The sequence below is a fragment of the Actinoplanes sp. L3-i22 genome, assembly GCF_019704555.1.
Taxonomy (GTDB): domain Bacteria; phylum Actinomycetota; class Actinomycetes; order Mycobacteriales; family Micromonosporaceae; genus Actinoplanes.
Map to the genome: position 1 here is coordinate 9,861,131 of NZ_AP024745.1, position 15,938 is coordinate 9,877,068.

Genomic DNA, 15,938 nt, shown 5'->3' on the forward strand with positions numbered 1-15,938 from the left:
GGATTACTCTCCGCTCGCGGCGGCCAGCCACGCCGGGAGCGGTTCCCGGGCGGCGAGCCAGTCCTCCGGGATCCCCTCGATCCCGGTGTACGCCGCCACCACTCCCCCGGCGATCGCCGCGGTGGTGTCCACGTCCCCGCCGGCGACCACGCACGCCGCCACCGCGGCCGGGAAGTCCTCGAGATAGCGGTCCGCCACCCAGAGCGCGAACGGCACGGTGTCCTGCGCGGTCGCCTGCCCGCCGCTGCCCAGCCGCTCGGCCGCCTCCGCCAGCGACCCGGTCAGCCCGGCCGCCGTGGTCAGCCCGTCGTGGACCACGCCCGGCGCGGTGTGCGCCGCCACCGCCAGCAGCAGCTGGCCGGGGTCCGGCTTGTGCCCGTTGAGCCGGGACGCGGCGGCGAACGCGGCGGCCACCGACACCGCCACCCCGCCGGCGATCCCCTCCGGATGCGCGTGGGTCACCTCGGCGGCGCGGACGCCCTGGAGCGCCGCGTGCGGGAGCGAGTCGGCGTGCCAGGCCCCGAGCGGCGCCGCGCGCATGGCCGCCCCGTTGCCGCACGAGCCCTGCCCGTTGAACGCCGCCGCCGCGGCGATCGGCCACGGCAGGCCCTCCCGGATCTGGCGGAGCATCACCACCGCGCCCGGCCCGTACCCTCGATACGGCTCGAAGACGGCGCCCAGCCGGTCGGCGAAGGCGTCCCGGTCGAAGTCGCCCTCGTCCAGGGTGGCGACCAGGCAGCAGGCCTGTTCGGTGTCGTCGGTCCAGTCCCACAGCGGGGCCGGAGTGCGGGCTTCGAGGAGGTCGGCGGGCTTGTTGCCGGGCACGAAGTACTGGGCGCCGAGCGCGTCGCCGACACTGAGGCCGGCCAGGCTGTCCAGGGCCAGCGCGAGGCGCGTACCGGGGAAAAGAGTGAATGACATCGGTACTTCGGATCGTATTCCATCACTGAGGGTCATCAAAACATCTCACTCCATGACCCTTTAGGTTCTGCCCGCCGAAGACAGTACGGTCTTCGCATGGCCACGGTGTTGCTCGTCGAGGACGACCATGTCGTGCGCGGCGCCATGCTCCGTTCGCTAGCCGACCGGGGGCACGCCGTGCACGCCGTCGGCACCGCTCTGGAGGCGCTCCGGCGGGTCGCCGCGGAGACGCCCGACCTGGTCGTTCTCGACCTCGGGCTGCCCGATCTGGACGGTTCGGACGCGCTGCGCATGCTGCGTGGCATCACCGATGTGCCGATCATCATCGCCACCGCGCGCGACGACGAGCAGACCGTCGTGCGCCTGCTGCGGGCCGGCGCCGACGACTACATGGTCAAGCCGTTCACCGGCGCCCACCTGGACGCGCGAATAGCCACCGTGTTGCGCCGGGTCGGCCGCGCCAGCCGCGCCGCCCAGCCCGCCGTCCACGAGGTCGGCGAGCTCCGGGTCGACGTGGGCGAGCGCAGCGCCACCCTGGGCGACCAGTCGCTGGCGCTGACCCGCAAGGAATTCGACCTGCTGGCGTACCTGGCGGCCCGTCCGGGCCGGGTGGTTTCCCGTCGTGAGCTGTTGGAGGAGGTATGGCGGCAGCCCTCGGTCGGCGAGGACCAGACCATCGACGTGCATTTGTACTGGCTCCGCCGGAAACTGGGCGAGTCCGCGGCGAAGCCCCGCTACCTGCGCACCGTGCGGGGGGTCGGATTCCGGTTGGTGGCTCCGGACTGAGGTTGCGGCTGGCGTACACGACCGCCGCCACCACCGCCGTCGCCGCCCTGGTGTTCCTCGTGCCGCTGGGCTGGGGCCTGCGCTCCGACCACCGTGAGGAGGCGCTCGCCGCCGCCGAACGGGAGACCGCCACGGTCGCCGGCGCCCTCGTCGCCGGGGCCGGCGAGAAGGGCGTGGCCGCCGCGGTCGCAGCGGCCGGCAACCCGATCGTGCACACCCCAGGCCTCGCGCCCACCGCCGGCGGCCGGGCCAGCGCCGTCGAGATCGACAAGGCCGCCTCGACCGCCGGGGCCAGCCTCGTCGACGTCGACGGCGGCATGATGCGGCTGGAGCCGGTCACCGCGAACGGCAGGTCCTTCGTGATCGAGGCGTTCGTGCCGGACGGTGAGCTCGGGGCGAACACGGCGCGTGACTGGTGGCTGCTGCTCGGACTGGCCGTAGTGCTGGTCGGCGGCTCGGTGATCGTGGTGGACCGGCTCGCCCGGGGCGCCGTCGACTCGGCGAACAACCTGGTCGAGGCGGCGCTCGCGGTCGGCGACGGGGACCTGGGCGTGCGCATACACCCCTCCGGGCCGCGCGAGCTGGCCGAGGCGGGGTACGCGTTCAACCGGATGGCCGACCGCCTGATCTCGGCCCGCACCGACGAGCGGGAACTGGTCGCCGACCTGTCGCACCGGCTGCGCACGCCGCTGACCGCGCTGCGCCTGGACGCCGAGGCCCTCGACCCGGACGACACCCAGATCATCGACCTCACCGCGGACGAGGTGGACCGCCGGCGCGGCATCCGGCGCATCCGGCAGGCCATCACCACGCTGGAGGACGAGGTCAACTCCCTGATCAACACCACCCGCCAGGCGGTCGCCGCGCAGGTGGCGGCGACACCGGAGGAGGGTCTCTGCGACGCCAGCGAGGTGGTCCGGGAACGCATGACGTTCTGGTCCGCGCTCGCCGAGGACCAGGACCGGCAGTACCGGGTGAACGGCGCGCACGTGCGGATCCCGGTGCCGGTGCCGCGCGCCGAGCTGGCCGCGGCGCTCGACGCGGTGCTCGGCAACGTGTTCCGCTACACCCCGCAGGGCACCGCGTTCGAGGTGGTGCTCTCCCGCCGGGAAGGCTGGGTGGCGCTGCGCGTGGACGACGCCGGCCCGGGCATCCCGGACCCGGAGAAGGCGATGCGCCGCGGCCAGAGCCAGCAGGGCTCGACCGGCCTCGGCCTGGACATCGCCCGCCGGATGACCCAGTCCACCGGCGGCTCGGTCAGCCTGGACCGGGCCTCGCTGGGCGGCGCGAGCGTGGTCATGCTGATCGCGGACGCCGAGGCCACCCCGAAGACACCCAGCCGCTTCGGACTCGTCGGCCGTGGTGGCCGCGGGCGCCGTGGTCAGCAGACACAGTGAAACGCAAGCCCTCTCCCCCGTACGGAACAGAAGTTGCTTAGATCTGTTTTAAGAGTGTTCCCCTGGCTCGCCCGGACTGGCAGTGTTCGCTCCGATCCCATCCGGTTCCCCGGCCCGCTCACCGCACGTCCCCATCGCCGCGGCCGGCGGAGCCCCGGCGCGGTGGGTGGGGGGCACCCCATGGCCCCCGCCCACCGCGCACCAGCACGGCCTGCACGACAGATCCGACAAGGAGACGCTTTGTCCGCGCATCGCCGGTCAGCGTTCCGCGGGTCGCCCATCGGGCGGCGCCGTGCCGGGGATGGCCAGCAGGCGAAGCCACGCTCCGTCACCGGCCGGATGCTTCCGGTCGTGCTCGGGCTGGCGCTGCTCGGGGTCGGCGGCGTGGTCGGCCCCAGCGTGATCGGCGCCTCCTCGAAGGACGACCCGGGCCGGTTCGAGCTCACCGCGCTGCCCAAGGACGCTCCCGACCAGGGCCTGGTCTACGAGGGACTGAAGCCGGCCGCCTCGAACGCGCTCTGCTCCGGCTCCTACCTGCTCTTCGACGAGACCTGCACGCACGGGCCGGACCGCGCGCCCACCGGGCTGTCGGTCCGTAGGGACGTCGACCCGGTCACCGCGGCCACCCAGCTGCCCGACTCGGTCCGCACGATCCAGACCTCGGACGTCCCGTCGGACGCGGAGATCGCCCGGGACCTGGGCGGCAGCGCGCTCACCAAGGACGCCCCGGCCCTGCTCGCCGACCCGGCGCCGGGCAACGCCGACTTCGTGCTCGGCCCGGCCGGCGTGGCCTGCGCCGACGACGGGCAGAGCGGCAAGCGGGTGCAGCTGCTCTACCTGTACGCGGCCGGCACCGCCACCCGCTACAACACGTACGTCAACTCGTTCCGCACCTGGGCGGCCGGCGTCGACACGATCTTCGACGCCAGCGCCGGTGAGACCGGCGGGTCCCGGCACGTGCGGTACGTGACCACCCCGGAGTGCACCGTCTCGGTCTCCGAGGTGGAGCTGCCGGCCGGCTCGCTCGACTCGTTCGCGGCGACCACCAAGGCGCTGGGCAACCTCGGCTACAACCGGGCCGACCGCAAGTACCTGATGTTCTCCGACGCGAACGTCTACTGCGGCATCGGCACGTACGTCGACGACAAGCGCCCCGGCCGCACCAACCGCAACAACGCCGGCCCGTCCTACGCCCGGGTCGACTCCGGCTGCTGGAGCTCGGTGATGGCCGCGCACGAGCTGACCCACGTGCTCGGCGCGGTGCTCAACGGCGCCCCGAACGGGACCGGCGCGGGCGGCTGCACCGACGACTACGACCTGCTCTGCGGCCCGGACCGGGCGGGCAGGGCGGAACGCCAGGCCTGCCCGAAGTCGCACGAGGTGCGGCTGGACTGCGGCCACGACGACTACTTCAACACCAACCCGAAGCCGGGCAGCTACCTGGACACCCACTGGAACGTGGCGCTCAGCGACTTCCTGCTGCGCAGCGACGGTGGCGACGACATCCCGGACGTGCCCGGCGCGGTCACCCCGGACCCGGCGCAGAGCGCCGCGGAGCCGCCCGCCCAGCCGGGTGCCGCGCCCAGCGGAGCGGTCCCGTCGGCGAGTGCCGGCACCGGCTCGGCCGCCCCGAGCGGCACGCCGAGCGCGTCCGGCTCGGCGGTGCCCGGCGCCAGCGCCGGCGCCGGCCTGGACACCGAGCCGGCCGCCTACCAGGCCGAGTCGGGCACCGGGGACCAGGACGCCGGGGCGCCCTCGTCGGGCGACTCCCAGGACGTCCTGGAGATCCGCGACGCGACGAGCATGGCGGTCCGGCTGACCTGGAGCGCCGCGTCCGACAACGCGACCTACGAGGTCTCGGTGGACGGCAAGCCGGTGGCGACCACGAAGGCGACCCGGGCCCGGCTGATCGGGCTGAAGCCGGACGCCACGTACCAGGTGGAGATCAAGAGCAAGACCGGCGGCTACCACGCGAAGGGCGCGGCCAAGACCGCGCCGGCCGCCCGGCCGGTGCAGAACTCCTGGTTCGTGCTGACCAACTCGCTCACCGGCGGCGCCGCCGACCTCTACGCGGCCCGCGCGGCGGACGGCACCCCGGCCACCCTGAGCTCGGCCGACGGCGGCAACCAGCAGCAGTGGCAGCTCGCCCCGGCGGCGGAGGCCGACAACACGTACACGCTGATCTCCCGGGCCAGCGGCAAGTGCCTGATGCCGCTGGGCGGGACGCCGGTGGCCGGCGCGCCCCTGGTCCAGGGCGACTGTTCGAGCCCCGGCACCCGCTGGCGGCTGCAGGCCTCCGCGTTCGGCTTCACACTGCGCAGCGAGACCGGCAACCTGGCGGTCGGCGTCGGCGAGCAGCGCTTCGGCTGGCACCGGGTGCTGGCCCTCGAACCGGACCTCGGCCAGCGGCACCAGAGCTGGACCGCGGTACCCAGCTAGGCCCCCCATCCCCCAGACAGGAGAGCAGCGATGCGCGATGTGCTGAGCGAGCCGGCGACCGAGGAGGAACCCCCGGCGCGCTTCAACCGCCGGCGGCTGATCCGCTGGCTGACCATCCTCACCATCGGCACCGTGGCGATGCTCGCCCTCTGGCAGGACCCGCTCTACCCGTGATCGGGGCGCCTCCTGGCCGGGGAGGCACCCCGGGCGGCGGTCAGCCGGCGTAGGCGTCGATCTCGGCGAGCAGCGTGGTCTTGCCGGCCGCGGGCAGGAAGCTGTGCCGGACCGCGCTGCGGGCCAGGTCCGCCACGCCGGCGGTGTCCAGGCCGAGCAGGTCGGCGGCGACCGCGTACTCGTTCTCCAGCGTGGTCCCGAACATCGGCGGGTCGTCGGAGTTCACGGTGACCGGCACCCCGGCCGCCACCAGCTTCCCGATCGGGTGCTCGGCCAGGTCGGCCACCGCCCGGGTACGCAGGTTCGAGGTCGGGCACACCTCCAGGGCGATCTGGTGCTCGGCCAGGTACGCCAGCAGCCGCTCGTCCTGAGCCGCCGCGATCCCGTGACCGATCCGCTCCGCCCCGAGCTCCCGGATCGCGTCCCAGATCGTCTCCGGCCCGGTGGTCTCCCCGGCGTGCGGCACGCTGTGCAGACCGGCGGCCCGGGCCTTGTCGAACCAGGGCTTGAACTGCGGCCGCGGCACCCCGATCTCCGGCCCGCCCAGGCCGAAACTGATCAGCCCGTCCGGCTGCTCGTCGAGGGCGATCCGCAGCGTCTCCTCGGCCGCCGGCAGTCCGGCCTCGCCGGGGATGTCGAAGCACCACGCCAGGTCGACGCCGAAGTCCCGCCGCGCGCCGGCCCGGGCGTCCTCGATCGCCTCGCAGAACGCCGGCGCCGGGATGCCGCGGCGGACGCTGGAGTACGGCGTGACGGTCAGCTCCGCGTACCGCACCTGCTGGCGGCTCAGCTCCCGCCCGATCTCGTAGGTCAGCAGCCGCACGTCGGAGGCGTCCCGCACCAGGTCCACCACGCTCAGGTAGATCTCGATGAAGTGCGCGAAGTCGCGGAACTCGAAGTACTCCGCGAGCGCCGCCGGGTCGGCCGGCACCGGCGAGCTGCCCTCGTGCCGGGCGGCGAGCTCGGCGACGATCCGCGGCGAGGCCGAGCCGACGTGGTGCACGTGCAGTTCGGCCTTGGGCAGGCCGGCGATGAACGAGGTCAGGTCGCTCAAGAGGATCCCCCTAGATAGAAGCCACCACGAAGATACGGCGGAACGGAAACGCCACGTGGCCGTGTCCGGCGGGATACGCCTCGGCGAGCCGGCCGCCCAGCTCGGCCCGGAAGTCCGCCCAGGCCGCCGGGTCCAGCGCGGCCCGGACCGGCCGCAACGCGGTGCCCTCCATCCAGCGCAGCACCGGGTGGTCGGCGCCGTCCACCGGGAGCAGGTGCAGGTAGGTGGTCTCCCAGGCGTCCACCCTCGTGCCGGCGAGCAGCGCGGCGTAGTCGGCCGGGTCGTCCACCGGCGCCTCGCGCGCCACGTGACCGACGCCGAACTCGCCGGCCACCTCGCGCAGCAGCCGGTGCGACGGCGCCGCGAAGTTGCCCGGCACCTGCATGGCCAGCCACCCGCCCGGCGGCAGCGCGTCGGCCCAGCTCCGGAGCATCCGCTGGTGGCCCGGCACCCACTGCAGCGCCGCGTTGGTGATCACCACGTCGGTGTCCGGCCCGGGCTGCCAGTCGGCGATGTCGCCGACCCGGAAGTCCCCGGCACCGGCTTTGGCGATCATCTCGGGCGAGGAGTCGATGCCGCTCACCCGGGCCCGCGGCCAGCGCTCGGCGAGGGTGCCGGTCAGCTCGCCGGAGCCGCAGCCCAGGTCCACCACGGCGCGCGGCGACTCGGCGCCGACCCGCGCGACCAGGTCGAAGAACGGACGGGAGCGCTCGTTGCCGTAGCGCCGGTACACCGCCGGATCCCACATGACGTTGCCTCCAAACCGTACGTACGTTTTGCAAGCAAGGTATCAGCTGGGCGGTAGGGTCTCCACGTGGAAAAACGAAGCTTTCGCCGGATGGGCCGCGACGCGTCGGTGATCGGCCTGGGCGCCTGGCAGCTCGGCGCCGACTGGGGCGACGTCAGCGAGGCCGACGCGCACGCCACCCTGCAGGCCGCGGTCGACGCCGGGGTCACCTTCATCGACACCGCCGACGTCTACGGCGACGGCCGCAGCGAGCAGATCGTCGGCTCGTTCGTGAAGGACAAGCCCGGCCTGACGGTCGCCACCAAGATGGGCCGGCGCCTCCCCCAGACGCCGGAGAACTACTCGATCGACAACTTCCGCGCCTGGACCGACCGGTCGCGCGCCAACCTCGGGGTGGACACCCTCGACCTGGTCCAGCTGCACTGCCCGCCGACCCCGGTCTTCCACAGCGACCAGGTCTTCGAGGCGCTCGACACGCTGATTCAGGAAAACCGCATTTCGGCGTACGGCGTGAGCGTCGAGAAGGTCGACGAGGCGCTCGCCGCGATCGCCCGGCCCGGCGTGGCCAGCGTCCAGATCATCCTGAACGCGTTCCGGCTCAAGCCGCTGGAGCGGGTGCTGCCGGCCGCCGCCGAGGCCGGGGTCGGCATCATCGCGCGGGTCCCGCTCGCCAGTGGTCTGCTCTCCGGCCGCTATGACGAGAAGACCGAGTTCGCCGCGGACGACCACCGGAACTACAACCGTCACGGCGAGTCGTTCGACGTCGGGGAAACGTTCTCCGGAGTCGACTTCTCTACCGGATTGGAAGCAGTTCGCCGGTTGCGTTCACTCGTTCCGGATGACGCCACGATGGCGCAATTCGCACTACGCTGGATCGCCGATCAGCCGGCCGTCACCGTGGTGATCCCGGGTGCGCGTAATCCCGAGCAAGCGCGCGCAAACGCGCACGCCGCCGATCTGGCGCCGCTTTCGCCGGAAACTCTGGAAAAGATCACCGCGGTCTACGATGAGCTGATTCGCCCCCAGGTGCACGACAAATGGTGAACAATGAAACCACCACTCCCGCGGACGCGCCCCGGTTGCGCGGCTGGCTGAGCATGTCGCTCGGGCTGCTCGGCATCGTGCTGGGCGCGGTGTGGACTCTGCAGGGGCTCAACGTCTTCGAGCACGAGCTGATGAGCGACAAGCCGGTCTGGGCCGTGGTCGGCGGCGGGGTGGCCGGGGTCGGTCTGGCGCTCGTGGTGGTCGGCATGCGGCGCCGGAGCAACGCCAAGGCGCGGGCCTGACAAAAGAGGCCCCGCAACCTCGGCGAGGATGCGGGGCCACGGTCAGGCCGGCCTCCGCCAGGCGGCCGGCATGCCGGCCTCGCGGCCGGCGGATTGGTCTCAGAGCGGGCGAACCTGCTCCGCCTGCGGGCCCTTCTGGCCCTGGGCGATCTCGAACTCGACCCGCTGGTTCTCCTCCAGAGTGCGGTAGCCGCTCGTCTGGATGGCCGAGAAGTGGACGAACACGTCAGCACCCCCGCCGTCGACGGTGATGAAGCCGAAGCCCTTGTCTGCGTTGAACCACTTCACGGTTCCTTGCGCCATGCTGAACTCTCCTTCTGAAAATGCCGGCCCGCCCTACGCGGCAGCGGAGCGCGGGGCCGATGACCGTTTTCGAGCAGCGGCGCCGCGAGGCGGCCCTTTCAGAGGACGTCCCCTCCGTTCGGCTTTGCGGCACCGGTGACCCTCCCGGGATCGGGTCGGTGTCGCGCCGCCTGGCGGAAGCAGCGAACCACATACGCAAAAACTGGCCACACTGTACCCGAAAAACGGCCCGCAAAGCTGCCCCTCGAAGGAATCCAATAAAGCGTGGCAGATATGGAAAAGGCTCCCCACTTCGCGGTTACGAAGTGGGGAGCCGTCAAGACTCCTGTCTATACCGAAGATGATCTTCCAAGCGCCTAGTCCGGCCAGTGCCCGGTGACCCGTTTGGTCCCGATCGCGCCACCACGCTGCACGGCCGCTTTCACCACCGCGAAGATCGCGCCCTGCAGCGCCGCGGCGGCGAGCACCTCGCCCCAGCCGCGTTCCTCGTCACCGGCGTCCGGCGCGTCGTCCTCGCCGGCCGCCAGTTTCCAGACCTGTTTGAAGAGCATGCCGGCGACCGCACCGGCCGCGATGCCGAGCACCACGTTCACCGGTTTGAGCGCGACCTTCTCCACCAGCCGGGCCATCAGCGCCTCCCCCGGACGATCAGGATCACGCCGACCACCGCGGCCAGACCGGCCGCGATCAGGACCACCGGGAGCTGATTGCTCCGCACCCGGACGGCCGCGTCGTGCGCGACGTCGCCGGAGACCGCGGCGGTCTGGCCGGCCGCGTCCTTGACGTTCGCCGACGCGTGGCCGGCCACCTCGCGGAGCCGGCCGGTGGCGGAGGCGGCCTGGTCGAGCAGCCGCTGCTTGGTCTGGGTGACCTGCTCGCGGGCGCGGGCCTTGACATCCGCGCGCGCGGCCAGGGCCTGCACGGTCTCGCCCAGGTCGGAACGGGTCTGCTTGATCTCGGCCCGCAGCGCCACCAGATCCGGCTTCCCGGCAGTTCCGTTATTGCCACTATTACCGTTACTACCGCTATTGCCGTTACTACCGCTATTGGCGTTACTACCGTTATTCACGCTCATGCCCGGCCTCGTTCCTTGACCGCCTGCTTGACCTCGTCGACATCGGCTTTCAAGCCCTCGATCGCGGCCTTCGGCTCAGCGGGCATGGCGCGGCGGAGTTGCGACCGGCCGATCAGCACCAGCACACCGGCCACCAGGAAGATCGCCACGGTGACCACCAGGCTCGCCAGCCAGAGCGGCCAGACCAGGCTCAACGCGATGATCGCGGTCGCGATCGAGGCACCGACACCGTACATCGCCAGCACACCGGCGCCGCTGAACAGACCGACGCCGATCCCGGCGTGTTTGCCCTTCTCGGCCAGTTCGGCCTTGGCCAGAGTCAGTTCGTCCCGAACCAGCTTGCTCAGTTGCTCACTGGCGCGCTGGACGAGTTCCGCGGTGGATTGGTCGGATAACGGTCGGGCCCTGCCGTCGAGCACATCGGCCATCGTGTCCCCCTTTCGCTTGTCCGGGTGTATGCCCTGATCACATCTGCCTCAATCCTTCCGGACGGATCAGCGCCCGGCCGGTACCGCCTCGCCCGTGGCCGCGACGTTTCCGTCCACGCCGCCGAACGCCGCACCGCGCGCCTCGCCGTCGTCACCACCGCTGAACACCCGGGCGTCCGACGGCGCGTCCGCCTTACGAGCCTGGCGCACCGGCGCCACCCCGTCGTCGGACTCGTCCAACTGGGTCCGCATCCGGGGCAGGGCGCCGCGCTGGTTGTCCCACATCCAGGTGACCATCCGCTCCCGGACCAGGCAACGCAGATCCCACAGGGCGCCCGCGTCGGCGGCGCTGACCAGGGCCCGCAGCCGGATCATCCCGCCGGTCGCCTCGGTCACCTGGAGCACGCAGACCCGCTGGTCCCAGAGCTCCGAGCCCTCGCAGACCCGGCGCACCTCGGCCCGCAGCGGCTCGATCGGCGTCGACCAGTCCACGTCGATCTCCGCGGTGCCGAGCACCGCCGAGCTGCTCCGGGTCCAGTTCTGGAACGGCTTGGTGCTGAAGTACGAGGTGGGCAGGATCAGGCGCCGGTCGTCCCAGATCTGCACCGCCACATAGGTCAGGGTGATCTCCTCGATCCGGCCCCACTCGCCCTCGACGACGACCACGTCGTCGACCCGGATCGCGTCGCTGAACGCGAGCTGCAGCCCGGCGAAGACGTTGCCGAGCGTGCTCTGCGCGGCCAGCGCGGCGATCACCGAGATCAGGCCGGCCGAGGCGAGCACGCTGGCGCCCAGCGCGCGGATCCCCGGGAAGGTCATCAGCACCACGCCGATGGTCAGGATCACGATCCCCGCGACGGTCACCCGGCGCAGCATCACCACCTGGGTCTTCATCCGGCGGCGGCGCAGATTGTCCGGGACGTCGGTGGTCCACCGCGCCAGGGCCATGTCCTCGCAGACCAGCAGCAGGGCGGCCACCAGCCAGGCGAACGCCGCGATGGTGGCGATGACGAGCGTGTGCACCACGCCGCCACGGCCGGGGAAGTCCCCGGCGTAGACCCGGAGCGACTGCTGGATCGCGAACAGCGTCAGCGTCACCAGGAACGGATAGTGCATGGTCTTCGCCAGGTCGGCGGCGAATGCGGATCGGCGGCCGATCCGGGTCATCGCCCAGTGCGTCGCCTCGACAACCACGATGGCCGCTCCCGCGGCCCCCGTGACACCGAGCACGGCAGTCAAAACGCTGGACACGAACTTTCCTCTCCACGTCGAGTGCTGTGCCAGCGCTCCAACTTGCCCGCTCCGACCGCCGGCACACACCCCAATGGCGGATGTCGGATACACCTCACACCCGTGTCCCCCGGCGTGTCAGTCAGATCTTGCTGACGCCGTACGGGCAAATCGGGGTCTTGATCTTGAAGTTGATCTAGATCTTGCGGTACTTGGCCTGGGCGAAGCAGTAGACGCCGAACGCCGCGATGCCGACCGCGATCAGCGCGAGCAGCCAGACGCCCCACGGGTGCCCGGCCAGCGTCTTCAGCGCGCCGTCGAGGCCCCGCGCCTTGTCCGCGTCATAGGTGACCGCGGCGGTGACGAACAGGATGCCGGCGATGCTGTAGGCGACGCCCTTGGCCATGTAACCGGCCATCCCCAGCCGGGTGATCGGCTGCCGGGTGGCGGCCGGCATCTGACCGGTGTTGAGGTGCTTGGTGAACTTCTTCGACAGGCCGTAGACGAAGATCCCGATGCCGACGCCGAGCACCACCAGGCCGGCGAAACCGACCAGCCAGCGTCCCCCGGTCGAGTGCATCAGCCCGGCCGACGTGCTCTCCGAGTTGTCGCCCATCGACGCCTTCGCGCCCTGGACCACCTTGATCGCGACCCAGCCGAGGTAGACGTAGAGGCCGGCGCGGATGCCGGAGATGACGCGCTCGGCGACCGCGCCCTTGGTCTGCTCGCCGCTCTCCCCGACGATCGCCTCGAAGAGCTGCCACAGCGCCATCGCGAACAGGCCGATCACGATGATCACCAGCAGCGTCTTGCCGAACGGCTTGCTCGCCAGCTCGGTCAGGGCGCCGGACTGGTCGCTCTCCTTGCGCGAGCCGCCGAAGGCGACCTGCAGGGCGATCCAGGCGAAAAGCAGATGAATGATGCCGTACCCGACGAAGCCGCCCCGGGCCAGGAACTCCAGAGGCTTGCTGTCCGCCGCACGTGAAGCGTGGTGTTTGACGTTCGAGGCAGTGGAGGACATGCCCCTCAATGTGACCGAGCGCGCCGTTCGTCAAACTCCGGGTGTCATCGGGACACCTGCACCTGGATCGCGCTCTGGGTCACGCTGTCCAGCGACAGCTGCAGGCCACCGACCTGAACCGCCTGCTGGCCCTTGGTCAGCGTCACCTGCTGGCCGGCCACCTGAAGAGTGACCGAGTTGTCATCCGCGCTGACGAACTGGGCCTCCACCCCGAGCACCTCGACGCTGGCGTTGGTCTCCCGCGCGATGGTCACCGTGCACTGGTCGACACCGCAGTTCACCCCGTCACTGCTGCAACCGGTGAGCAGGGCGGCACCGAAGGCCGCGGAGAAGAGCAGGGCGGCGACACGAGGAGCTTTTGAGATCAACACCCTTATCAAGGTACGAGGTGGGAGCCACCCTAAGCTGTGGATCGATCCCCTAGGAGGCGGCTAGTGAGCGACCATCTGGTCCACGACAACGTGGCGGCACACCGGTTCGAGCTGCAGGTCGACGGGGCGGTCGGGGCCCTGGCGACGTATCGGATGCGCGGGGAGGACGTGGTCGTGGTGCTGCACACCGAGACCGACCCGGAGATGCGGGGGCGGGGGCTGGCCGGGGAGCTCGCCAAGCAGACGCTGGAGCAGCTGCGGGGGCGGGGGCAGCGGATTGTGCCGGCTTGTCCGTTCTTCGCCCACTACATCAGCGAACACCCGGAATACGCGGACATCGTCGCCCACTAATGGCAGCTGGACAGTCCCCGCCCACCACGGGGGCCTGCCCAATCACATTGTCGCGGCCCGGGCCATGATCACGCAGGCGGCCTGTGGACAACCGGCCAGTGTGGATAACCCTCACTGCGCCCGCCGAGCCCTCCACCCCTGGTCAAGGCCCGTTTTACTCGAACCGCCGGCGTTGATCACGGCTGCGGCCCACCCGCGATTGGCTTGCCAAGCGCCCGCCGCCCGCCGGTTGGTCACGGTTGCGGCCTGCTCGCTGTTTGCTTGCCAGGCACCGCCCGCTGTTGATCACTGCTGCGGCCGCCACTTGCGGGAGTTGCCGCTTGCGGTGGCTTCGGAGGTACGCCGTGGGCGCGCTCCGCCGACGCCGCAAGCCCCCGGCTGGCATTCAGGGGTGTCTCAGCACAGTCGAGTCATCCCTCATCACCAGCCGAAGCCTGCGAGCTGGCACCCAGACCTGTCCCAGCGCGGTTGAACAGCCCTCACTGCCAGCCGCGGTGGCGCGGCTAGTGGTCAGGGTCGTTTCAGGGCGACTGAACAGCCCTCACCGCCAGCCGGGGCGGCGCGGCTGGCGCCCAGGGTCGTCACAGCGCGACTGAACAACCCGCACCGCCAGCCGCGGCGGCACGGCTGGTGGTCAGGGTCGTTTCAGGGCGGTTGGACAGCCACGGCCGGCGGCCGGCGTGGGTGGTGGGTCTCAGGCGGGGACCGGCTGGGGGACGTTCGCGCCGGCGATCAGCTCGGCGGCGGCCTGGCCGCAGGCGCGGGTGGCGCCGAACGTGGCCACGTGGACGCCGCCGAGGACCTTGACCGGGATGCCCATCTCGACCACGATCGCGTCCGGCCGGACCTCGAGCACGCCGGCCAGGGTGTCCGCGATCCAGCGGTGCCGGTGCACGTCGCGGACCACCAGGACCAGCGGGCGGTCGGCCGCGCCGGCCAGGACCAGGCTCGCCGGGTCGGCCAGGTTCGCCAGGTCCTCCGCGGTCAGGCGGACCGACGTGGTGCCGGGGAGCAGGCCGGCGAGCGGCGCGCCGATCCCCCACGGGGTCTCCTCGCCGATCGCGATGTTCCGCGGCGGGGCGAACTCGACGACGTGCGGGACGCCGTTGATCGGCAGCTCCGGGCCGCCTTCGGCGCGGGTGACCCGGATCGCGCGGCGGGCGGCGTTGAAGCCGATCCCGGACTCCGGTTGCGGTCCGCGGACCACTCCGGCTTCTTTTTGCGTACGGGTGGTCCAGGTCCCCAGTGCCCGGACCCGCGCCACCGCGTCGCGCAGCCGCGCCTCGGGCAGCTCGCCGGTGAGCACCGCGGCCACGATCGCGTCCCGCAACCGGGTCGCGGTCTCCTCGTCGGCGTGGTCGCCGCCCACGCAGATCGCGTCGACGCCGGCGGCCAGCGCGCGGACGGTCGCACCTTCCAGGCCGTAGCGGCGGCGCACGCCCTGCATCTCGATGCCGTCGGTGACGATCAGCCCGTCGAAGCCGAGCTCCTCGCGCAGCAGTCCGGTGAGGATCCGGCGGCTGAGGGTGGCCGGCAGCTCCGCGTCGTAGGCGGGGACGAGCAGGTGGCCGGTCATCACGACCTTGGCGCCGGCGGCGATCGCCGCGCGGAACGGGACCAGCTCGTTGGCGGCCAGCTCCTCGGCAGTGCGGTCGATCAGCGGTACGTCGTGGTGCGAGTCCACCGCGGTGTCGCCGTGTCCGGGGAAGTGCTTGGCGCAGGCGGCCACGCCGTACGTCTGCAGTCCCCGCACGAAAGCGGCCGTGTGCCGCGCCACCAGCAGGGGTTCGGCGCCGAACGCGCGTACGCCGATGACCGGGTTGTCGGGGTTGTTGTTGACGTCCGCGTCCGGCGCGTAGTCGAGCGTGATGCCCGCCGCGGCCAGTTCGCAGCCGAGATCGCGGGCGACCGCCTCGGTCAGCAGCGGGTCGTCGATCGCGCCGAGCGCCAGGTTGCCGGGGCGGGAGCTGCCGAGCCGCGACTCGAAGCGGGTGACGTCCCCGGCCTCCTCGTCGATGGCCACGATCACGTCGGGGTTCTCGGCGCGCAGCTGGGCGGTCAGCGCCGCGACCTGGGCGGCCGACTCGACGTTGCGGGCGAAGAGCGCCACGCCGCCGAGGCCGTCGCCGAGCCAGCGCCGGATCCAGTCGGGAGCGGAGGTGCCGACGAAGCCCGGCTGGAGAACCGCGGCGGCAAGTTGCGGCAAATCGCCGTGCTTGGACATGATCCCCCGTACCTCCGAATGAATACACGAACGTCTATGTGAACGTTCTCTCCCGTTCGGGGACCTATGGTCACACCACGCACGGTCATTAGTCAACAAACCTTTCTATTAGCGGTGGCCGATACTCGGT

General features: G+C 71.5%; 18 protein-coding genes. 7 read left to right on the forward strand and 11 right to left on the reverse strand.

Going from position 1 to position 15,938, the window contains the following annotated elements; genetic code table 11:
* Nucleotides 1-3 precede the first annotated feature (3 nt).
* Nucleotides 4-921 (reverse strand): ADP-ribosylglycohydrolase family protein, encoded by a 918-nt coding sequence (locus L3i22_RS43785; RefSeq protein WP_221323325.1) that lies wholly within the window; start codon nt 919-921, stop codon nt 4-6.
* 96 nt (nt 922-1,017) lie between these two features.
* On the opposite strand from L3i22_RS43785, the gene L3i22_RS43790 reads away from it, so the two are divergent.
* From L3i22_RS43790 to L3i22_RS43805, 4 genes are all read left to right on the forward strand, one after another.
* Nucleotides 1,018-1,707 (forward strand): response regulator transcription factor, encoded by a 690-nt coding sequence (locus tag L3i22_RS43790; protein WP_089296909.1) that lies wholly within the window; start codon nt 1,018-1,020, stop codon nt 1,705-1,707.
* A 2-nt stretch (nt 1,708-1,709) separates the two neighbouring features.
* Complete coding sequence (locus tag L3i22_RS43795) at nt 1,710-3,104, forward strand: HAMP domain-containing sensor histidine kinase (RefSeq protein ID WP_221323326.1); 1,395 nt, start codon at nt 1,710-1,712, stop codon at nt 3,102-3,104.
* Nucleotides 3,105-3,443: 339 nt separating this feature from the next.
* Nucleotides 3,444-5,543, forward strand: coding sequence for an RICIN domain-containing protein (locus tag L3i22_RS43800; RefSeq protein WP_255657604.1), 2,100 nt, complete (start codon nt 3,444-3,446; stop codon nt 5,541-5,543).
* Between the two features lie 30 nt (nt 5,544-5,573).
* Nucleotides 5,574-5,717, forward strand: a complete 144-nt coding sequence (locus L3i22_RS43805; RefSeq protein ID WP_221323328.1) for a hypothetical protein — start codon at nt 5,574-5,576, stop codon at nt 5,715-5,717.
* Between the two features lie 40 nt (nt 5,718-5,757).
* Here L3i22_RS43805 and L3i22_RS43810 read toward each other — a convergent pair whose 3' ends face one another.
* Nucleotides 5,758-6,771 (reverse strand): adenosine deaminase, encoded by a 1,014-nt coding sequence (locus L3i22_RS43810; RefSeq protein ID WP_221323329.1) that lies wholly within the window; start codon nt 6,769-6,771, stop codon nt 5,758-5,760.
* A 10-nt stretch (nt 6,772-6,781) separates the two neighbouring features.
* On the reverse strand, nt 6,782-7,519 hold the full coding sequence (locus L3i22_RS43815) for a methyltransferase domain-containing protein (protein WP_221323330.1): 738 nt from the start codon (nt 7,517-7,519) through the stop codon (nt 6,782-6,784).
* 66 nt (nt 7,520-7,585) lie between these two features.
* On the opposite strand from L3i22_RS43815, the gene L3i22_RS43820 reads away from it, so the two are divergent.
* Both L3i22_RS43820 and L3i22_RS43825 read left to right on the forward strand, forming a co-directional pair.
* The gene (locus L3i22_RS43820) at nt 7,586-8,563 is read left to right on the forward strand and encodes an aldo/keto reductase (protein ID WP_221323331.1); all 978 of its coding nucleotides are present in this window, start codon (nt 7,586-7,588) and stop codon (nt 8,561-8,563) included.
* Nucleotides 8,557-8,805 carry a hypothetical protein gene (locus L3i22_RS43825; protein ID WP_221323332.1) on the forward strand — a complete coding sequence of 83 codons (249 nt, stop codon included), beginning with the start codon at nt 8,557-8,559 and terminating at the stop codon, nt 8,803-8,805. The genes L3i22_RS43820 and L3i22_RS43825 overlap by 7 nt, the downstream gene beginning before the upstream one ends.
* A gap of 99 nt (nt 8,806-8,904) precedes the next feature.
* Here the strand turns inward: L3i22_RS43825 and L3i22_RS43830 are convergent, their stop codons facing one another.
* The 7 genes from L3i22_RS43830 to L3i22_RS43860 all read right to left on the reverse strand — a co-directional run bounded on the left by L3i22_RS43830 (nt 8,905) and on the right by L3i22_RS43860 (nt 13,233).
* On the reverse strand, nt 8,905-9,108 hold the full coding sequence (locus tag L3i22_RS43830; protein WP_011905669.1) for a cold-shock protein: 204 nt from the start codon (nt 9,106-9,108) through the stop codon (nt 8,905-8,907).
* 356 nt (nt 9,109-9,464) lie between these two features.
* On the reverse strand, nt 9,465-9,737 hold the full coding sequence (locus L3i22_RS43835; RefSeq protein WP_221323333.1) for a DUF4235 domain-containing protein: 273 nt from the start codon (nt 9,735-9,737) through the stop codon (nt 9,465-9,467).
* Nucleotides 9,737-10,081, reverse strand: coding sequence for a DUF3618 domain-containing protein (locus L3i22_RS43840; RefSeq protein WP_255657605.1), 345 nt, complete (start codon nt 10,079-10,081; stop codon nt 9,737-9,739). The genes L3i22_RS43835 and L3i22_RS43840 overlap by 1 nt, the downstream gene beginning before the upstream one ends.
* A 98-nt stretch (nt 10,082-10,179) precedes the next feature.
* Nucleotides 10,180-10,611, reverse strand: coding sequence for a phage holin family protein (locus L3i22_RS43845; RefSeq protein WP_221323335.1), 432 nt, complete (start codon nt 10,609-10,611; stop codon nt 10,180-10,182).
* A 66-nt stretch (nt 10,612-10,677) separates the two neighbouring features.
* Complete coding sequence (locus L3i22_RS43850; protein WP_255657606.1) at nt 10,678-11,862, reverse strand: mechanosensitive ion channel family protein; 1,185 nt, start codon at nt 11,860-11,862, stop codon at nt 10,678-10,680.
* Between the two features lie 175 nt (nt 11,863-12,037).
* Nucleotides 12,038-12,862 (reverse strand): DUF1206 domain-containing protein, encoded by an 825-nt coding sequence (locus L3i22_RS43855; RefSeq protein ID WP_221323336.1) that lies wholly within the window; start codon nt 12,860-12,862, stop codon nt 12,038-12,040.
* Between the two features lie 44 nt (nt 12,863-12,906).
* On the reverse strand, nt 12,907-13,233 hold the full coding sequence (locus L3i22_RS43860; protein ID WP_221323337.1) for a hypothetical protein: 327 nt from the start codon (nt 13,231-13,233) through the stop codon (nt 12,907-12,909).
* A 63-nt stretch (nt 13,234-13,296) separates the two neighbouring features.
* On the opposite strand from L3i22_RS43860, the gene L3i22_RS43865 reads away from it, so the two are divergent.
* Complete coding sequence (locus tag L3i22_RS43865; RefSeq protein WP_221323338.1) at nt 13,297-13,584, forward strand: GNAT family N-acetyltransferase; 288 nt, start codon at nt 13,297-13,299, stop codon at nt 13,582-13,584.
* Between the two features lie 694 nt (nt 13,585-14,278).
* On the opposite strand, the gene L3i22_RS43870 is transcribed toward L3i22_RS43865, so the two are convergent.
* On the reverse strand, nt 14,279-15,811 hold the full coding sequence (locus L3i22_RS43870) for a glycoside hydrolase family 3 protein (RefSeq protein WP_370644569.1): 1,533 nt from the start codon (nt 15,809-15,811) through the stop codon (nt 14,279-14,281).
* Nucleotides 15,812-15,938: the final 127 nt, after the last annotated feature.